The 18,630-nt window shown below is 35.4% G+C and carries 14 protein-coding genes; 10 read left to right on the plus strand and 4 right to left on the minus strand.

What is annotated here, in order from left to right:
• Positions 1–18: 18 nt before the first annotated feature.
• The 5 genes from LC457_RS09395 (at position 19) to LC457_RS09415 (ending at position 7,807) form a co-directional block, all read left to right on the plus strand.
• Positions 19–588: a hypothetical protein gene (locus LC457_RS09395; protein ID WP_223599605.1), complete on the plus strand. Its 570-nt coding sequence runs from the start codon at positions 19–21 to the stop codon at positions 586–588.
• A complete protein-coding gene (locus LC457_RS09400; RefSeq protein WP_223599606.1) occupies positions 585–1,025 on the plus strand; it encodes a lysozyme in 441 nt (146 codons plus the stop codon). Before LC457_RS09395 ends, LC457_RS09400 begins: the two co-directional genes overlap by 4 nt.
• Positions 1,026–1,355: 330 nt before the next feature.
• Positions 1,356–2,195, plus strand: coding sequence for a hypothetical protein (locus LC457_RS09405; RefSeq protein ID WP_223599607.1), 840 nt, complete (start codon positions 1,356–1,358; stop codon positions 2,193–2,195).
• 15 nt (positions 2,196–2,210) lie between these two features.
• Positions 2,211–3,230 carry a hypothetical protein gene (locus LC457_RS09410; protein ID WP_223599608.1) on the plus strand — a complete coding sequence of 340 codons (1,020 nt, stop codon included), beginning with the start codon at positions 2,211–2,213 and terminating at the stop codon, positions 3,228–3,230.
• Positions 3,230–7,807, plus strand: coding sequence for a hypothetical protein (locus tag LC457_RS09415; RefSeq protein WP_223599609.1), 4,578 nt, complete (start codon positions 3,230–3,232; stop codon positions 7,805–7,807). The genes LC457_RS09410 and LC457_RS09415 overlap by 1 nt, the downstream gene beginning before the upstream one ends.
• Positions 7,808–7,979: 172 nt before the next feature.
• Here the strand turns inward: LC457_RS09415 and LC457_RS09420 are convergent, their stop codons facing one another.
• Complete coding sequence (locus tag LC457_RS09420; protein WP_223599610.1) at positions 7,980–8,426, minus strand: hypothetical protein; 447 nt, start codon at positions 8,424–8,426, stop codon at positions 7,980–7,982.
• A 530-nt stretch (positions 8,427–8,956) separates the two neighbouring features.
• Here LC457_RS09420 and LC457_RS09425 point away from each other — a divergent pair.
• The 4 genes from LC457_RS09425 to LC457_RS09440 all read left to right on the plus strand — a co-directional run bounded on the left by LC457_RS09425 (position 8,957) and on the right by LC457_RS09440 (position 14,807).
• Positions 8,957–9,808, plus strand: coding sequence for a hypothetical protein (locus LC457_RS09425; protein WP_223599611.1), 852 nt, complete (start codon positions 8,957–8,959; stop codon positions 9,806–9,808).
• A gap of 2 nt (positions 9,809–9,810) precedes the next feature.
• Positions 9,811–11,229, plus strand: a complete 1,419-nt coding sequence (locus LC457_RS09430; protein WP_223599612.1) for a hypothetical protein — start codon at positions 9,811–9,813, stop codon at positions 11,227–11,229.
• Between the two features lies 1 nt (position 11,230).
• Positions 11,231–13,858, plus strand: a complete 2,628-nt coding sequence (locus LC457_RS09435) for a pyocin knob domain-containing protein (protein ID WP_223599613.1) — start codon at positions 11,231–11,233, stop codon at positions 13,856–13,858.
• 277 nt (positions 13,859–14,135) lie between these two features.
• Positions 14,136–14,807, plus strand: a complete 672-nt coding sequence (locus tag LC457_RS09440; RefSeq protein WP_223599614.1) for a hypothetical protein — start codon at positions 14,136–14,138, stop codon at positions 14,805–14,807.
• Between the two features lie 210 nt (positions 14,808–15,017).
• Here LC457_RS09440 and LC457_RS09445 read toward each other — a convergent pair whose 3' ends face one another.
• The 3 genes from LC457_RS09445 to LC457_RS09455 form a co-directional block, all read right to left on the minus strand.
• Positions 15,018–16,034 carry a restriction endonuclease gene (locus LC457_RS09445; RefSeq protein ID WP_223599615.1) on the minus strand — a complete coding sequence of 339 codons (1,017 nt, stop codon included), beginning with the start codon at positions 16,032–16,034 and terminating at the stop codon, positions 15,018–15,020.
• 58 nt (positions 16,035–16,092) lie between these two features.
• Positions 16,093–16,749, minus strand: a complete 657-nt coding sequence (locus LC457_RS09450) for a hypothetical protein (RefSeq protein WP_223599616.1) — start codon at positions 16,747–16,749, stop codon at positions 16,093–16,095.
• Between the two features lie 154 nt (positions 16,750–16,903).
• Complete coding sequence (locus tag LC457_RS09455) at positions 16,904–17,152, minus strand: helix-turn-helix transcriptional regulator (protein ID WP_223599617.1); 249 nt, start codon at positions 17,150–17,152, stop codon at positions 16,904–16,906.
• 651 nt (positions 17,153–17,803) lie between these two features.
• Here LC457_RS09455 and LC457_RS09460 point away from each other — a divergent pair.
• Positions 17,804–18,349, plus strand: a complete 546-nt coding sequence (locus tag LC457_RS09460; RefSeq protein WP_223599618.1) for a hypothetical protein — start codon at positions 17,804–17,806, stop codon at positions 18,347–18,349.
• Positions 18,350–18,630: the final 281 nt, after the last annotated feature.

Raw genomic sequence — 18,630 nt, forward strand, 5'->3', positions numbered from 1 at the left:
TTTTAAAAACTAAAACTAATGAAAGCAAAAATTCTGCTATTGATTATATTGAGCAGCTTTATATTGGGCTGCCGAAGCAAACACAAAATCACAACCACATACAAAGAAAATACAAAAGAAACAGAAAAAGTGAAAGTTGATTCTTCAAGCTTACACAATTTACAATCAACCGAAAGTAAAACAGCTGATGTAGCCTTGAAGGAAGATATCAATGAAATATCAGGAGATCTGTTAATTAAAGGAAAATCTGATGCATCTAATCCCTTTGTCTTTCATAATGTGATAGGACGTGATACCATTCAGAGTATTTCCATCATGGGAAATGCAGAATACTCCATCAATAACTATTATGCAAAGATCAACCATGAAAAAGCAGAGGTTAAAAAAGAAGAATCCATCCATGTTATTCAAGATTTGACCCAGAAAACGAGTTCAAAAGAAACCACCAGAGAAGTGGCTTCAAAAACCTCGGAAGAAACAAAAAATATTCAATCAAACGGATTTGAAATCGTAGCCTGGATTTTCATTACAATTCTTGGAATCACTTTAATACTCATCTTTTTCACCTATAAATATTTTAAGCTATGAAAACATCACAAAAAGGAATCAATCTGATTGTATCATTTGAAGGTTTCAGTTCAAAGCCTTATCTGGATTCTGCAGGAATTCCGACAATTGGTTACGGTAACACTTACTATACAGGAGGAAAGAAAGTAACCATGAAAGATCCTGCAATCAGCAAAGAAAAAGGAATAGAGTTATTTTCAGCTGTTTTACCGACTTATGAAAAAATCGTCAACAGTAAAATTAAAGTAATCCTTACTCAAAATCAATTTGATGCCCTCGTATCGCATACTTACAATACCGGCGGATCAGATGGATTATTTTCTTTGATTAATAAAAAAGTAGAAGAGCAGGCAATCAGAAATTGGTTTACCACGAAATATATTACTGCTGCCGGAAAAACATTAAACGGACTTATCCGTAGAAGAAAGGCTGAAGCTGATCTGTTCTTTTCTAAATAAACAATTCCCACCTGTTAGTGGGATTTTAAGCCATATTATCATTGGAAATAAATCTCTAAATCAGATAAATGGTCTTTTCTCGTTTCCCTGTTTCGGCTTCTAACTGCTCATACAGCTTAAATTCACGAAGATTTTATAGACATCATTGTACTATTTTGAGATCGTAAAGGTGTAATCTGCTTCGTGGTTCTTCCAAGGGAATACATAACCATATCGCTTCACCAGTAGCCATATTGCTTTCTTCGGCCCCTTTGACATGCCATGCAATAGAAATAACCTTTAGCCCTTCCCAAATTATCAATTTTATCAAAACTAATTATCAATTATCAAATGAGTACACCATTACATACAATTTTCAGTTGGTTTGAAACTGGAGATTTTCCAACAGAAACCCAGTTTAAAGACACGTTTTTATCTTTCTATCACAAAGATGACTTAATCCCTATGCAAGGTATTGAAGGGTTTGAAGAAATTTTTCAATTATTTGCCAGTGCGGAAGATTTTAAAAAACACTTAGCAGATCCAGCGGCTCATTCGGAATACCTGGCTTTACTGAATGCCGGTAATCTAACGCCAGCTCATGTTGACAGCTGGAAAAATAAGCTTGGAATTAAAAATGTTGCTACGGTTGATAGTTCTGAGCAGCTAGGGAATGTATATACTAAAATACAGATAGACGGCTTTGTTGATGAATTGAAAGATGCAGATAAAGACTTGGCATCCAATATAGAAAAGATTAAAAAGATATTGTTGTCTAACGACCTTTCTTTGGATGAACTTCAGGAAATAATCGATTTCATTAAAAAAAGTCGTGACGATATTGAAGCTTTAAAAGCTGTTTCAGGCCAGACAAGTGAAGATAAAGTAAAGCTGTTATTTGACTACAGCGGGGTAGGCAGCCCGAAAAATCAACAGGAATTTAATAAGCAGATCTATGATAAGGTTTTACTTATCTCGCAGACCCCTACAAGTGCAGTGGTGCAAGTCGCAGGAAATGCAGTATTTCCTAACACCCTTGAAACGGAAAATGTGATCATTCAGGCCCGGGATAGTGTCACGGGTAAAAAAATAAATGTTGACGATTATGCCACCAATCAAACCATAGAGGTTAAGATGATAGGCGTCCTCGTGAATCCTATTAATATTCTCATTTTAAAAGTTAAACCATAAAAAAATAAAAAAACTATGAATAATAACGCCGTAATAAGTAACAATGCAAATCAGGATAATTTTTTTGGTGAGCTGCAACGTACCCGATTTCATTACCATGATACATTACCTGATACGACTGGAGTTCCTGCAGGTTGGATAATCGATTATAAAGGGCAGCTGCATCAATGGAACGGAACCGGTTGGATTAACCTGGCCCAAAATTATGTACATCCGGATTATCCACTAACCAATAATCCATTTCAGACAGATCAGACAAGCGGGCTTTTATTGCTAAGTCAGATCCTTACTAATAGTTCAGGGCATGTTATTAAAGTAGCAGGCCGAAATCTTACCAATGCAGATATTGTCTCTATTTTCCTGAATGATGCTACTCAGTCAGGAACCTATACATGGTCATCCAATAAGATTAAAACATATATTGAAAACTTAGTAGGACAAAGTCTTACAGGAGCATTGATTTATCAGCCTGGAGGCTATATTCCTTCTACCGCTGAAGGCTCAATGACAACTCCATCACCTGTTACATCAGCTACCATTAAAACAGGGATGGTATGGGTAATTACAGCAAATGGCTGGGTAGGTAATGAGCCCGTTTCTGTCGGTGACCACCTTATTGCCAATACCGATGATGCCTCCAATGCGCCTAAAAATTATCAGATCATAGAAAAAGGGATTCCTGACATTGTAGATGCTACAGATGCGGTGAAAGGACTGATTCAGATTGCTACAGATGTTGAAGCTATTGCAGGAGTAGATCCTAATAAAGCAATGACTCCAAGATCCACGAAAGCAGTTCTGGATGCAAAAATTAAATCCAAAACATGGCAGATCGGAGATGGATCTTCCGTTACTTTCCCCATTACTCATGGCTGGAATACCCAGAATGTTGATTATATCTGTTATCGTAATACTGACAACAGAAAAATAAATGTAAGCTGTGTGACGACATCGCCAAATGAAGTACAAATAGATGTGCTGGCTCCCCTTACTCCGAATGAATATAGAATTACTTTAACTGCAAGACTAGACTAATGATTGCTCCTGAATATTTTAACAATCACATCGCTGTAGAAGGCGAAATAATTGTGAAAAGTGTTCCAAACGATGCAGGTTCTGTAATGGTTTGGAATTCTGTAACGAAAAAAATCAGCACAAGAACCCATGCGGAAATAGTTGCTGATTTAGATTTAATGACTTTAAGTACCAATCAATTTGTAAACGGTCAGAAATATTTTATAAGTTCTGGAATATCGGATGAATATTCCAATAGGCTGTGGGTAAGAAGTGATGATGGCGCAGAACCAGGGATCACATTCTCAAAAATTGGAGATATTTCATCTACACTTACTCTGAGAAATGATGGATTTCATTTTGGAGTAGCTTCTAAGAATCATTATGATTATGTAAAAGCAGAAGGATATAGGAAAAATGGTTCCTCTGATAACCACTTTTTAACAGGGGGTGGAAATGACTACGATTCCCGAAGAAAAGAAGATTCCTGGTATCATTCCGGAAGAAATTTCCCACAGGGGACATTCATTGAAACAGATATTGATTATTCAGTAACATATGGAGACCAGTTCCTTTTAGAAATGAAAGGGAATATGTACAGTAATGGTCAGTATTTACCTTTAGATTCTAAAATCCAGGGGTATATTTACAATGATACTATTATATCAGAAGGAGGCTATTCTACCTTAAATTATTTTAATTATGTAATATGCTTAAACTTCAATGGTAAACTGGCTATTTGGTTTCCAGGTATGGGATATTGGCAAGGGTTTGATGCGAAAATAACTGTAGGCTACGGAGGTTTGGACCAAGGAAGAAACAGAGTGACTTCAATTACAGACAGTGGGGATCCGGGAGGAACAAAGAGAGTTCAGATTAATCTTAAACATTTACTTACAAAAGAAGAGTTAGTTTCTGGTGGTACATTCTGGGAGAAGAAAGATACAGGTGGTTATTGGGTATTAGATTCAGATAGACCTATAGCGGGTTTAAACGGTAATAGTTCTCAGGTAATTCTATCAGGTGGCTTACTGGCTTCTTCTGCTTATACTGATTCCCAGTTCATTCCTCCGTATGGAATACATTCAAGAGGCTTTGTTCAAACAGATGAAGGATTTCAAAACAGGTTCTACAAAGCAGATGAAAGAAATAGAATTTGGTCATTTGCTAATGCAGATACTTATGGACTTTCTTACTATCAGGGCAATGCCAATAGTTTGAATGAAGGGATTGGTTTTCATTTTGGAGATGCAAATAACCCCACCCATTTTCTCGGGCGGTCTGGTCAGATTTATTCTAAACAAGGTATTTATTCTACTTCATTTACTACAGGAAATAACCAGGTTTTAAATTATAGCGGTCCATCTACATTATATATAGGAAATCCTACCATTAATACTATTGTAGAATCTAATAATAGTGATATTATACACTATAAAAATGGAGTAAACGGAGTGGTTTGGGATGCTCATAATTTAGATCCGTCAACTTTTGTTAATGCATCAGCTTTAAATAATTATGTTCCTTATAATGGCGCAGCACAGGATGTGAATCTTGGGGCAAAGGATTTAGAATTTAATGGAGGTGGATCAATAAGTAAGCACCAAAATAATGTAAGAATATTTAATAAAGTTTATCAGGGCTATTATGATGTTGGAGGGCATACAGGTATTTTAGCGATTAAAATGCCGCAAGCTTCACCAGATCAGGCTATGTTCAGTATTGATATCAATATTTATGGATATGAAAGTCAATACTTAGGAAAAGTGAATGTGGCTTTCTATAAATATGTATCAGGAACTATGATCTCCAATGGTTCAAAAGCGATATGGGAAGTAACAGACAATTTTCCTACAACTACCGCCAGAATCGGAATTGGAACTGATGGATACGTAAGTATTTTATTAGGAGAGTCAGATACATTCTGGAATGGGTATTTTTCATTTGAAGTAGCTAAAGTAGAAGTTAAATATGGAAACTATAATCTGGATTGGAATCTGGGATGGTCTCATGCGATAGAACCTAACTTTGACTTATATCCGTCTAATATCATTACTTTACCTTCTGATGTAGTTGCAACAAGAAGTTGGTTAACTAATTTTGCAAATAGCAGCTATATCCCTAAGGCTGTTCAATATAATGATAACTTCAACAGTCTTGGAGGGTATTCCAATTCCGGAGTTTACAGAGCAAACAACAACGCAGGAGGGGTTCAGCATTTATATAGTCCTATGCTGCACATGGGTGCTCAGGACACTACAGCACAGTTGCAGATAAAATATAATGATGGTAATGCAGACGCAGGAGAATTAGTCTATAGAGGTGGACACAATGGCAATTGGACACAATGGAGAAGAGCCTGGGATAATGTAAATTTCAAACCGAGTGATTACCAGACAAGAAATACGGATGAAATTGTATCGGCCGCAAAAACTTATTATAACAGAATACCTTTCAAACTAAAAAACAGTTCATATAAATCCTGGTCCATTCAGAAACCTACCAATAACAATTTAATATTGGCACCTTCTGTTACAAATAATGCAGAAGACTGGGATTTAGGTAATGGTATAGAATTCACTGATGCTGGCCAGGTTTCATCAAAAGGTTTTAATAAAATTGGGTATAATGATAACTACCTTTTAACTGCAGGTGGAGGCCAGAGATTAGCCTCAGATTTTGTATCATCTTCAGACTTAGGAAACTACCTCAGAAAAGATGGCGGTACTATGACAGGTGCCTTTAATATAGAGACTCCTTCTATGTTAGGTAAGTGGAAAAGTACAGCACAGACAGGGAATTATCTGACCTGGCAAAAATATGATGGATCTAAAGATATAGCTTATATCGGAGCTGATGGAAATTCTGCCTTATGGGGTGGGACAGGAGATAGTTTTGTAGTTCGTGCTGCAAATGGTGGTGATTTATTATTGAGTTCAGACAGTGGTGTTGTTAAAATTCAGGGGGGCATTCCGTGGACTACTAACAATTTAAATCCCGGAGAATACTTAACAAAAAGAGGTAATCATCAGGATGCAACCGCAGTAAAAACAGATTATCCTTTAAGCGTTACAGATTGGGCTTCAGGTACCGGATTCCCGTCTACTTATGGTAACTCTTTACACATTGCAGGAAGTAATACATGGTATCATAGAATAGATTTTCCTTTATTCAGCAATCACTTAGAGTATTGGCAGGCGATTAATACAACAACCATGACGAAAAAAGGGAATATTCCTTTGTTGTCAGATGGTGAAACGCTTTGGTCTAATAATAACTTTAATCCTGATGCTAAAGTTAATTCTGCAGAAAATGCTCAGACATTAGGATTCTCAAGTGGTTTATCAGCAGGTGCGCCTTATATATACCATAGAACAGATGGTTATGTATTTCTGGCTACTCAATCTTGGGTGTCATCTAATTTTACAAGCCAGACTCTGTCAATTCAACCTGAGGAGGAAGGTGGGCAATGGATAAATCTAACCAATTCAAACGGGGTCTTTGCTACAAACTACTTTGTTACTTCAAGAGATGGTTCAAGAAATCCGGATACAGTTGTTGCACCTAATGGCAATAGTCGTAGGGTTAGATTTGATTTTATTCAGGCCGGACATGTTGGAGGAACTGGAAATTATGCAGGTGTAATGACTTACGCTCCTTGGGATGGTACCTCTGCATCAACCGGGGATTCTTCATACCAATTAGCTTTTGCCAACCAAACTGAGATCAATGGAGCAGGGATACCTATGCTTAAAATAAGAAAGGGGATTGATGATAAATGGTCTAGTAAATGGTTTAAATTGTGGAGTGACGCAGATTTCTCACAAAACAATATTGATAGCTGGAATTATATGTCCAGCAATGGCATTATTGTAAACCAACAATTTACTAATCAGACGGGTAATGGATTAATGGTTGTTGATAATTATAACGGTGGAGAATCCGGTATATATAATGAAAAAGATAAATTCTATTTAGCAGTATTAAAAGATGAATACTATAAATATTCAAGCAGTTATAAAGGCTGGGAAGGGATTAACTTCAATAGAGGAAACAAGAATATTGGTATAGGTACAAAAGCTAATGATTCACATAAAGTAAATATTGCAGGATCACTAAATGTTTCAGACTCCGTAAATGTTGGGGGCTCAGTACAAGTTTCGGATTCAGTAGATGTTGCTGGTAGAGTATATGTTGGGGACTCGGTAAAGGCTATTAATAACTTTAAATCCGAAAATGAAGATCCTAATACTTTATTTATTCCGGACGGAAGTTTATCACGTCTTGATGATGAGATTACCAATGAAAAATCCAGAATGAGATTATCTCATGGCATGATTGAACAGCAGCCGGGAACTCAATATTATGATTCTGATAATAGAATGCTGGTAATCAGATGTGTATATGGTGAGCATTTTATATTAGGAAAATGTTTCCGGGGTCAAAGAATATTGGTGTTAAATGCTAGTGATAATTGGCAAGGATTTGACATAGAAAGTGCAGGGTATTCATATAAAATACCACCTTATAGCTCTATCCAGTTATTTGTCTGGGATGAAAAGACTGTTTATAAATATGCGGAAAATAAGATGTATTAAAAATGATTAGTCATAACTAATATTAAATGACGTCACCTATCTTAAAAGTGGCGTCATTTGCCCGTTCGTAATCATGCCGGGATTATCTTCAGACCCTTTTATAGGCGATGGAGTTCGTTTATACCTGATTAAAATGCAATTACTGTTATTTTCAAATGAAATTGTCTTTAAATTAGTGAACAAGCGCCCATATTAAAACACCGATTCCAGCATAAACAGTAACCGTAATGATATCGGCAATGGGTTGTGAAAAGCGTTTTTCTGCAATTTTTTCGCTGTTGATCTGGTTTTTATGAAATTTCAGAACTTTTTTAGGATTATAAACAGCGTGTGCAACCAGGCTGTCGCTTTCCCATCTGTCAACTATTATTTTATAGCTCTTTCCATCAACATCAATTTTAACATTTTTGTTAGGGGCAAGCTTCTCCTGAATATTAACCGGAGCAGGAGGTTGGGCGGCTACATTTTGTAGCTGTGTTGAAGTATTATTAGCTAAGTCAGGTGTCTTTTTTGGCCCTTGCTTATTATCGGTTGAGGTATCCGGCTGCTTTTTTACCTGATAAGTATAGCAGCTGGTGAGAGAAAATGATATGATGATGAGATAAAGATACTTTTGCATTAGCCAAATTTAAGAATTAAACGGAATATTTAGCATTTTCTTTTAAAAGATCCTGTTTTTATAAAAATTATCTCTGATAAATGATTGAGCACGTTTGAACTTATTGAAAAGTAAGTTTACTGCAACTACAGAATGGAGAGGCCAAAAAACTTTCATAGGAGCTTTAAAAACAAGAATTTTGAACACTGTAATTACAAACAGTATTACTCTGTTTCAGAAAAATAAAGTTTACTGCAACTACAGAATAGGAAGGTCAAAAAACTTTTATAAGAGCAAAAGAAAAATGAAATTTGAACTCTGAAGAATGTGAAAAGTCATTGAGTTCAAAAGATGTCAAATAAAGTGATAAACATTGACAAATGCATAGTTTTCTTAATGACAACATATAAGCAATGCGATAATTGACAATATGATAGAGGAGAGTGAAATAATCACTCAAAAAGTAGAATCTCATTCTAAGCAGTCATTCTATAAGATAGTTTAGATTTCGCAACTGTCAATTTTATCAAAACTAATTTTCAATAATTAAAATGAGTACACCATTAAATATAATTTTCAGCTGGTTTGAAAAAGGTGATATTCCTACAGAATATCAGTTTAAGCAGACCTTTTCTTCATTCCGCCATTTAGATGAAAAAATCAAAATGGATGAGGTGGCAGGCTTATATGAAGCTTTTCAAAAAACACTGCCTGTCTCAACTTTTACCAATCATCTGGAAGATGAAAACGCACATATTTCAGTGCTGGCAAAGCGTGATGCATCCAATCTTACGGAGGCTAATGTAGAGGAATGGAAAGAAAAATTAAAAATCAGATTAGCCGCTACTATAGACGGTAGTGAAGAGACTGGAAATGTCTTTACCAAAGAGCAGATCAGAGAAATAGTCAATGCATTTCAGGCAAAAGATGATGAAATGCTTGAACATATCAGGAGAATTAATGAAATATTAGCCTCTGATGATGCCAACCTTGATGAAATTCAGGAAATCGTAGACAATATCAAAGCCAACAGGGAACAGATAGAAATGCTTAAAGAGGCTGTTGCCAGAAGTATTTCAGATGATAAAATCAACCTTGCTGGTATGTATTCAAACTGGGGTGCCATTACTTATCAAAATCAGTTTAATGATTTGGTATACAGTAAAATTAAAAATATCGAAGACGCAGCCAGCGCCGAAAAAATTAAACACGAAGAGAGAGTTAGAGGGGACTTCAGGATAAAACATGATCTTGATACCCTAAGTTTTGTAATTGATGCTTACGACACAGTTACAATGTTTACAATACCTATTAAGGTAAGAAGAATAGACACCAATACTATAGAAGTGCTGTTTGATTCATTACCACCCAATATAATTCAGTTAACAATTAAAAAAATATAATTATGGACATTAAATACGCTTATTATCGAAGCTCTGTAGGATACAAAATAGAGGGGAAAACAGACAATGATATTTTAACCGCAGGCGGCGGAACAAGAGGAATCAATTCTTTTTGGCATGATGGAAACTTAAATCCGCTAGATTATGTACCAAAAACAAGAACTTTAACAATTAACGGTACAGCCTATGATTTGTCAGCAAACAGATCATTTACAACTCCGGATACCATTACCCGTATGAAAGGAGGGGCATCCGGTACTTTGGTTTCCGGAGATGTTACCCTTGCAGCAGGTGCTAATATGGCCGTTAACCAAACCGGAAATACAATCACATTAGTTTCTACAGACACTACCTACAGCGCAGGTAATGGTTTGACATTGTCAGGAACTTCATTTTCCTTACCGGTTACTACTTCTGGTACAGGAAATGTGGTTACGGGTATTAGTCAGACAACCAATGGCCTAACGGTAACTCTGGGTTCTATGCCTACTTCATCAGATTTAGCGAATTATATTCCGGTATCACAAAAAGGAGCCGCGAATGGGGTTGCTGCACTGGATGCATCAGGACTGGTGCCTGCATCTCAATTGCCATCTTATGTAGATGATGTTTTAGAGGGATATTATAAAACTGCTGACGGGAAATTTTACAAAGAAGCGGGTTATACTACCCTTATCACTGGTGAGACAGGTAAAATTTATGTATCTCTTGATACCAATAAAACATACCGATGGACTGGAACAACGTTCGTTTATATCACCTCAGGGGCTGTAGATTCTGTAAATGGATTAACGGGTGTTGTAGTCTTAAACAAATCTCATGTAGGTTTAGGGAATGTTGATAACACAGCAGATGCAGCAAAAAGCGTTCTTTCTGCTACAAAATGGACCACACCAAGAACGATTACGCTTTCCGGAGTTACTGCAACAGCGCAAACCATTGATGGTTCCGGAAATGTAGCAGTACCTGTTACTGCTGTTCCTGCGACATTATTAACTGGAACTGCTTCAATTAATACAACAGGATCAGCTGCAAAATTGACAACCCCAAGGACAATTTCTGCTTCAGGTGACGCTACATGGACTGCAACTTTTGACGGTTCTGCAAACGTTACCTCAGGGTTGACATTAGCTGCAACAGGAGTAACTGCCGGAACTTATGATGAGGTTACCGTTGATGCTAAAGGTAGAGTTACAGCCGGAAGTAATACTGTAAAATCTTACACTACGGCTATTTCCGGATCTTCAGGTGTAGTACACAACTTAGGGACCAGAAATGTAGATGTAGCCATGTATGATACAGTAACCTTTTACAAAATAGATGGCAGAATAAAATTAACCGATCCGAATAAAATAGATGTTGAATTTGATTCTGCTTTACCTAATACTGTATCCATAACAGTAACGCGTAAAGATATTTAACATGGATGTAAAATACGCATATTATAACACTTCTAAAGGCTATAAAGTAACGGGTGGCACAGCTGCCCAGTTTTTAAAGGCAGATGGTTCTCTGGATAACAGTTCTTATGTTAATAAATCAGGAGACCTGATGAGTGGTGCCCTTACATTTAATCATGCCATAGGTAGTACAATAAGAAAAGATTTATCTACGGTAACTACAGGAACAGGATTTGCAAGAGATATTTTACAGTTGGCGGGTTCTAATGGCGTAGTGGATACTATTGGGTGGTTTGGCAATGTAGATGCAGAAGGTACTGTAAAAGTAACATATGGTTATTTAGGTACAACGGCTTACAATACTACTAAGGCACTCCTCTGGACATCTGATCAGAGAGTAGGAATTGGATTAAATGGATCATCATTACCGATGGATGGATATAGGCTTCATGTTTCCGGGAATAGTTATACATCCGGTAATATAGGAGTAGCAGGAACAATTAACAGTACAGCGGGTGAACTTCAGGTTCAAAGGCAGGGAGTAAACAGAATTAGAACAGGTTCTACATATACATTAATTTCAGGAGATGGAACTTCGGGAATTGTTTATTTGAGACCTCAGGGAGATTCAGTAAGTGCAGGTCAGATAGTGATCAATGCTAATAACACTCAGTTTGTAGATGCTTATAATTTGTTGTTTGGCAGCCAAACAGCAGCAGGATCAGCAATTTTTCATACTAATCTGTCTAATACAACCCATGGTTATGGGGTGTGGTTAGGCCAAAATTTACAATTTAATGGCACTGATTTTACTCAACCAAGGGGATCATTAAGTTCATGGGGACTTACAGTGAATAACCATAAAAACTTTTCATTTAATTATGGGAGTGCTACTGGTACAAATGGGGATATTCCGGCACTAACTGAGGTTGTGAAAATTAATAATACGGGTAGAATTACAACTTTAAATGATGGGACTTCTGCGGATTGGATATCAGCATACAATACAGGTTTTCTTTATAGAGGTATTTTAGGTCCTACCATAGATTTGAACAGTATTACTTCTACAGGATGGTGGGTTCAGACAGGAAATGCCAATGCAACTTCTGCAAATAATTATCCCGCAGGTTTAGCAGGTCAATTAAGGGTTTACTATACTTCAACACATATAGTTCAGGAATATACTACCTATGCTAATAATAATGATGTGTACAGGAGATATTATTTCAGTGGAACCTGGTATCCCTGGACAAAAGATTGGGATTCAAATGATTTTTCTGCTACCAATATAAACAACTGGAATACAGCATTCAATTGGGGAAATCACGCTAATGCAGGATATCTTTCCAATGCCGTATTATCTAATTACTACACAAAAAGTGAGGCTTTAAATGCATTCGTTGGAAAAAATGGAGTTGAAACAATAAGCGATACCAAGACATTTACCCATAGCCCTGTTATTCCGGCAGGAACTTTAGAGACTCATGCAGTCAACATAAAACAGTTAAATACAAAAGCTAATGGTCAGGAAAATGCTATGGCTGTGGGATTTTCTTCCGGAAATATACCTACTTCAGATGGAAATGCATTTCCGTATATGTATCATAGTTCAGGATTATATGTAGCATTGGCAACACAGTCTTATGTACAGACAAACTTTTTAAGTACCCCGAATGGTACATCCGTTATCATTTCAGGTTCAAATCTGAATAATTACCTTAAAACAGGCTTTTACAGGGGAGTGGGATTAGCCAATGCGCCTTTAAATAATAACGGCTGGTGGTATGTGACTATTGAAACCCACGATGGTACCTGGGTAAAGCAGACTGCAACTTCATTTGGGTCAAGTAATACGGGCAATATAACCTACCAAAGGACTATGAGCGGAGGTAGCTGGTCTAATTGGGCGCAAATCTGGACTACTCAGGATTTTAGCATAGGGAGTATTCAGCAATGGAATTATATGGCACAGTACGGGTTGCAGCTCAACTCGGAGTTTACAGTAAATACAGGATCAGGTTTAGTGATCTCAGATAACCATCTGAATAGTAGTGAGTCAGGTATTGTAGATATCCATCAGAAAAGACTGTTAGCTGCGAAACGAAACGAATATTATTCTTATGGTTCTGAGTATAATGGGTTTGGAGGTTTAAATCTTCATACGGAGTTGAGTCACTTCGGAATGGGAAGAGAGGCGAATCCGGGTGATAAATTAACTGTAGAAGGATCTGTAAAAGCCAGTGAAAACTTTAAATCTGAAGATGAAAACCCAGATACAATGTTTATTCCTAGCGGTAGAACAGCTACTCTTAAGGATGAAATTGTTAATGATCAGTCTGATCCTAAGGATTATGCCGTTAGATTAGATCCACACGAATATGAGTTCTTTTCCAGTAATCTTAGCATAGATGATAGAAACAGGCTTATTCATGTTATTGGAGAACAGATTAAAATGGTGGTCAATTTCAAAGAAATCTATCCGAAACAGCAGATCGTTATTTATAACTTTGACAGTGGAGGTACCATGGGAGTTGATGTATATGGCAAAAGAATATATAATATTAGCCCAAACTGTTTCCTTAGATTGTATGTAACAAAATCACGAAGAATAATTGCAGAACAGGAACAAGTCTGTAAGTTTATCTGGTAAGAAATAGAATAGTTATCACGTAATATAAATTAAAAACTTCTTACGATACTGTAAGATAAAACCCACAGTCAGAGGATGAAAGTCTTCTGATTGTGGGTTTTGTATTGGTATATATTCTGAACACTATTGGTTTTATAATCAATCTGGTTTATTGTATAAGAAGTAGAATTAACATTTTTGTAAAATATAATCCGGCACATCCAGGTAGATCATGCTGTAATTTTTTCTATATTTAGAAGAACTATATCAGTATATAAAATATAATATAAAAAAGACAATGCCGATAAACCCAATACCACCGGACGGAGGCCTGTTGTATAAAGAAACAGATATGGCTCACTTTTTCCCTGAGCCCTTAAATGCAATCACTGCCATATTATTTTTAGCCATAGCCATTTTCTGGACCCTTAAAATGAAAGGTAATTTCAAAAAATATCCTTTTTTAACCTACTGCCTCGTGTTATTATATATTGGTGCCATAGGAGGAACGGTTTACCATTCATTCAGGCAATGGCCGGTATTTATTATGATGGATTGGCTGCCCATTATGATATTATGCCTCTCCGCCGGGTTTTATTTTATAACTCAGAGTACCAGATGGCACTATGCTGCTGTAATGGTTCTGGGATATGCACTCCTTATGTTCGCTTTGAGAAACTGGATTTTGGCAGATAACTCTTCTCTTTTTATCAACGTCAATTATGCAATCATGGCCTCATTTGTAGTTTTCTCGGTACTACGATATTTGATCTATACCCAATGGAAAGCCGGCAAATGGGTAGGCTTTGCTGTATTGTCATTTGTTTTTGCACTGACCTTCCGTATCGCTGATAAATGGGAATGGTTCAGTTTCGGAACCCACTTTCTATGGCATACTTTCGGGGCAATAGCAACGTTTTGTATGTTTAATTATATTAGTCTTACGCAGAATATAATTAGAAAAGGATAAGTGGATTTTAATTTCTGCTACGCAAAGTTTCCTAACTTTGAGTTGGCAAATAATATAGTTTCCTTTAAAGTTGTTTCGAAGTTGGGAGACTTTGGATAGCAATTAGAAGCTAATTAAGGCTAATAATTGAGTCTTTTGCTATTGCTGTTTGAAATGAAATATCTAATACAATGGAATTTCAGAAAGCAGGATATTGTAAACAGGAGTTGGTCAAAGTTCAAAAATATCATTTTTAGTAAAAATTTCAGAATGCACATTTAATTTTACATAAAAGTCACTTCTTTGCCAAAATTTGGTTTTGATGTTAAATTTTTCATTTTTCTCAACATCTTTAAATTGGTCAAATAGACTAGGGGTTATGTCATTATTGGTCATTAGCCAGAATCCATAATAATTATGCTCAATTACTCTGTCTGTCCAACCTGAAATATGATTTGGAGAAATACTATTCTCTGAAAATTTGCATTGGACTAACCATTTTTTTTCCTCTCCATTTCCAAAAGACTCAACTTTTTCATAAACTTCGAAGTCTCTTCCTCTATCTGATGCTCGAGTTTTTCCTATTGGAATAATTCGAGAAATATTTTTTTCTTTTTGTAAAAGTAGCTCGCAGATACGTTCAAATTGTCTATCTTTATCTCCAACTAACTTATTCCATTCAAAATTTATTGGTGCTTTGAAATCAAAAAATGGCCTAGATTTTTCGAGCTTTTCACTCAATAAAACTCTTTCTTCTTCCTCATAATCATCACCTAACAATCCAGAAAGCATAAAACTTGCAATGTTGGTTTTTATTATTAAAGCACTTAATGTATTCTTATCCTCATTTGCAATAAGCATTTCCTGAGTTTCAATTGAAATAAAGGTGTCAATTGAATTTATTATATCAAAAAGTTTCTTGTAAAGTTCTATACGGAAAGTATAAATATTATTATTTGAAAGACACAAAGCATATTTTTCACCTTCATAAATATTTTCAATTTTATATTTTTTTCTTAATGTTTTTTTTAAGCCTTCCGGATAGCTATTTTCATTTACAAAATTTAAAAAAACTCCTATATAACTATCTTCTGACCTATATATTCCTTTTGTAATTGTATTTATTACAACAAATTCAGTTTCATTTGAAGTTTCATTTTTTTTTGATAATTCGATGAGATTTAAACCTTGATTGTCAATTATTTCATTAATTGCTATTCTTAAATTTTCATTTTCTTCAATATCCATGATTTGTTTTTGAATTTGTTCTATTAGTATTTTTAAATGTAAATACTGTCAAGTCATTTTAAATTAAATCCATATATGTAAGGATAAACTTTTTTTCTGTACTTTTAGGTATTATGGGTATAACTATTTGGCCACTTTGCTTAAGCCTATTTTCTTTCATTAATTTAGATGTTTTATTCTCTTTGAAATTAATTATAATTAAGTAATCCTTTAGGAGGAAAGAATAACAAGTTTCTGTCTCCAGTTTACTTTTAAAAGGCTGAACTATTAATTGGTTGAATTCTGATTTTTTATCAAGTTTGAATATGTTTAATTGGAATTCTAAATCAGTTGTAGTTAAATTTTCGTAAACAATTTTTCTAATTTTTTCATGATAAGGTCCGAGGTTAACATCATTAAATTCTTCAAAAGAGCAAATGTCTGCCCTAAATAATATTGAAAGGAAAAAATTTTTAAATCTTTTATAATCTAGGTTATCTATTTTTATAGTTTGAACTTCTCCTGATATTTCTTGTGTGCATTTTATATTTTTATTTTTTCCTGAAATTATATCAGCAAGATAAGTTTCATAGTTTCCACTGATTATTTTGCTCTCACAATCTGAACATAATAAATTTCCTTCATAAACACCTGATGATGCTCTACTGATTTTAGGATTCTTTTTAATGATTTCGTCTGTAGAAACTTTGATGATTTTGTGGTTTTTATCATACAAATCTTTATATAAAAAATCAGGGTATATATGTGATTTTTTTACTAATTTTTTTTCTAATCTACATAATCGGCAATGTTGCATATTATAAATTGTAATTTGTTAATATTTAATCAGTATATTCCTAAAAATAAAATGACTCTGACTCACATCGGGATTACTTTTGTATATTTCTAAAAAACTCTTCTAAAGTAATTTCTTTCTTTCGACAAATTTTTGCTAGCGTTTTTATAGACATATTGTATTCTGCCTTTGCCGTTCCTAGAGCAATATTTTTAATTTTCCTAACAGTGCTTTCTTCGATGTCACATTTAGATGCAAAGTCTCTCTGCGACTTCGCTTTCGAAACCCAGTTAGTATAAATGTATTTGCAGATGGCAATAGTTACTTCGTTTTCTTCGTCCATTCAAACAAATTAAGAGAAAGAGAAAAAAAATAATGCGGTTTTATGTGCGCAATAATCGTAATATTCTTACATTTGTACAATAAGCTACAATAAAGTAGCTTTGCGATACTTCAAAGAATAATAGAAGCTATTGCTTAGGATCTCGTATCAGAAAACTGGTAATTTTTAGCACACGAGAAAATAGGCAGGAAGCTCACGACCTAGGCGTGGGCTCTCTTATCTGTGTGCACGGTATACCAGTACCTCTGATTCAGATATTGTAGAGTCTCATGCCGTTTTTATTTCATGCTGTTCTGCTTTTCTGCAATCATCTTTTTCTAAGCTACTTTTTTATGTATAAGTATCATGATACGATACAATGGAGTGTACAATCCATTGCGGCTTCAGGGCTTTCACGGGAACAAAGATTTTATTTCTATTCATCATTTACAATACAAATCAGCTTAGATCGGTATGCTGGAAACTTTATCGTGCATAAAGGAAAAAATATAAACCACTAAGAAAAATGAAGAAAATAAAAAAAGTTAAGATCCATTAAAGATGGATGAAGCATTTCGCTTTAAAAATAGCTTAGCTATGTCCTTAACAATTCTTCATCACTTAAAATCCCTTAATGGTTGAGAAAACTTTCAACAATAAAAAATACAACACATGAAAAAAAGCAGAACAAACTTTGATCCCCAGTTCCGGGCAGAAAAGAAGAACTCCGGGTTGCCGCTGATGGAAACTTTCTTTCAGTTCAATGAGCTGGATGTTTCCAAAGAAAGGCTCAGCAACATTATGAATTATGCAGTAAAGAGAAATAGCTGGATCAATGAAGATCCGGCGGTGATCTTTGAGTTTTACCAGTCGATGAGGTCGTTGATCCGGGCAGGATATCTCATGATGCTGAAGGAAAGAAAATGGACGGTTGATACTCACCCGGAGAAGATTTCCCCATGGGTTCTTGGCTTGCTTTCGGAGAAGGAATACCGGAATCCTCTGCTGGTTTTCAAAACAGCATTCAGGGAATACACCATCAAAGAATTTGATTATTTTATGTCCGGAATTGTCTATTTTTCAATGGGAGTCTATGAAAATCTGCCGGAAAGGAATATTGTGATGCCCTACATTCATACGGTTAAAATGCTGGATGCCGCACATCTTATTCTTCAAAGAAAGAGAGAAAAAAAGACTATTCACACTACCTCAGAATAGGAGGCAAGTGCAAAACAGAGGAAATAAAATTATTACCTTTAGATTTACTCCAAAGTCAAGAGGCTTCGGAGAGCGAGGGAGTAAAAAGGTATGTTACAATTTAAATGGCTCTATATCAAATTTGCTAACTCAATAGCTTTGCCATATTCTTAACAGCTTAAAAAATCTTAATGGTTCAAATATATTCAATCATTTTTGAAACTGTTGACTTGATTTTAAGAGAGCAAAGAATAGTATAACAATGGTCTTCGCGCCATAGCATTCAACCAACAAATATTTTG

The organism is Chryseobacterium sp. GVT01B (assembly GCF_019970045.1).
Lineage (GTDB): Bacteria > Bacteroidota > Bacteroidia > Flavobacteriales > Weeksellaceae > Chryseobacterium.

Excerpts from the sequence above, each read along its gene's own strand:
- LC457_RS09460 (WP_223599618.1), top strand. The coding sequence starts at position 17,804 with ATGAAAAAAAGCAGAACAAACTTTGATCCCCAGTTCCGGGCAGAAAAG.
- LC457_RS09395 (WP_223599605.1), top strand. The coding sequence starts at position 19 with ATGAAAGCAAAAATTCTGCTATTGATTATATTGAGCAGCTTTATATTG.
- LC457_RS09430 (WP_223599612.1), top strand. The coding sequence starts at position 9,811 with ATGGACATTAAATACGCTTATTATCGAAGCTCTGTAGGATACAAAATA.
- LC457_RS09400 (WP_223599606.1), top strand. The coding sequence starts at position 585 with ATGAAAACATCACAAAAAGGAATCAATCTGATTGTATCATTTGAAGGT.
- LC457_RS09415 (WP_223599609.1), top strand. The coding sequence starts at position 3,230 with ATGATTGCTCCTGAATATTTTAACAATCACATCGCTGTAGAAGGCGAA.
- LC457_RS09425 (WP_223599611.1), top strand. The coding sequence starts at position 8,957 with ATGAGTACACCATTAAATATAATTTTCAGCTGGTTTGAAAAAGGTGAT.
- LC457_RS09435 (WP_223599613.1), top strand. The coding sequence starts at position 11,231 with ATGGATGTAAAATACGCATATTATAACACTTCTAAAGGCTATAAAGTA.
- LC457_RS09440 (WP_223599614.1), top strand. The coding sequence starts at position 14,136 with ATGCCGATAAACCCAATACCACCGGACGGAGGCCTGTTGTATAAAGAA.
- LC457_RS09405 (WP_223599607.1), top strand. The coding sequence starts at position 1,356 with ATGAGTACACCATTACATACAATTTTCAGTTGGTTTGAAACTGGAGAT.
- LC457_RS09445 (WP_223599615.1), bottom strand. The coding sequence starts at position 16,034 with ATGGATATTGAAGAAAATGAAAATTTAAGAATAGCAATTAATGAAATA.
- LC457_RS09455 (WP_223599617.1), bottom strand. The coding sequence starts at position 17,152 with ATGGACGAAGAAAACGAAGTAACTATTGCCATCTGCAAATACATTTAT.
- LC457_RS09420 (WP_223599610.1), bottom strand. The coding sequence starts at position 8,426 with ATGCAAAAGTATCTTTATCTCATCATCATATCATTTTCTCTCACCAGC.
- LC457_RS09410 (WP_223599608.1), top strand. The coding sequence starts at position 2,211 with ATGAATAATAACGCCGTAATAAGTAACAATGCAAATCAGGATAATTTT.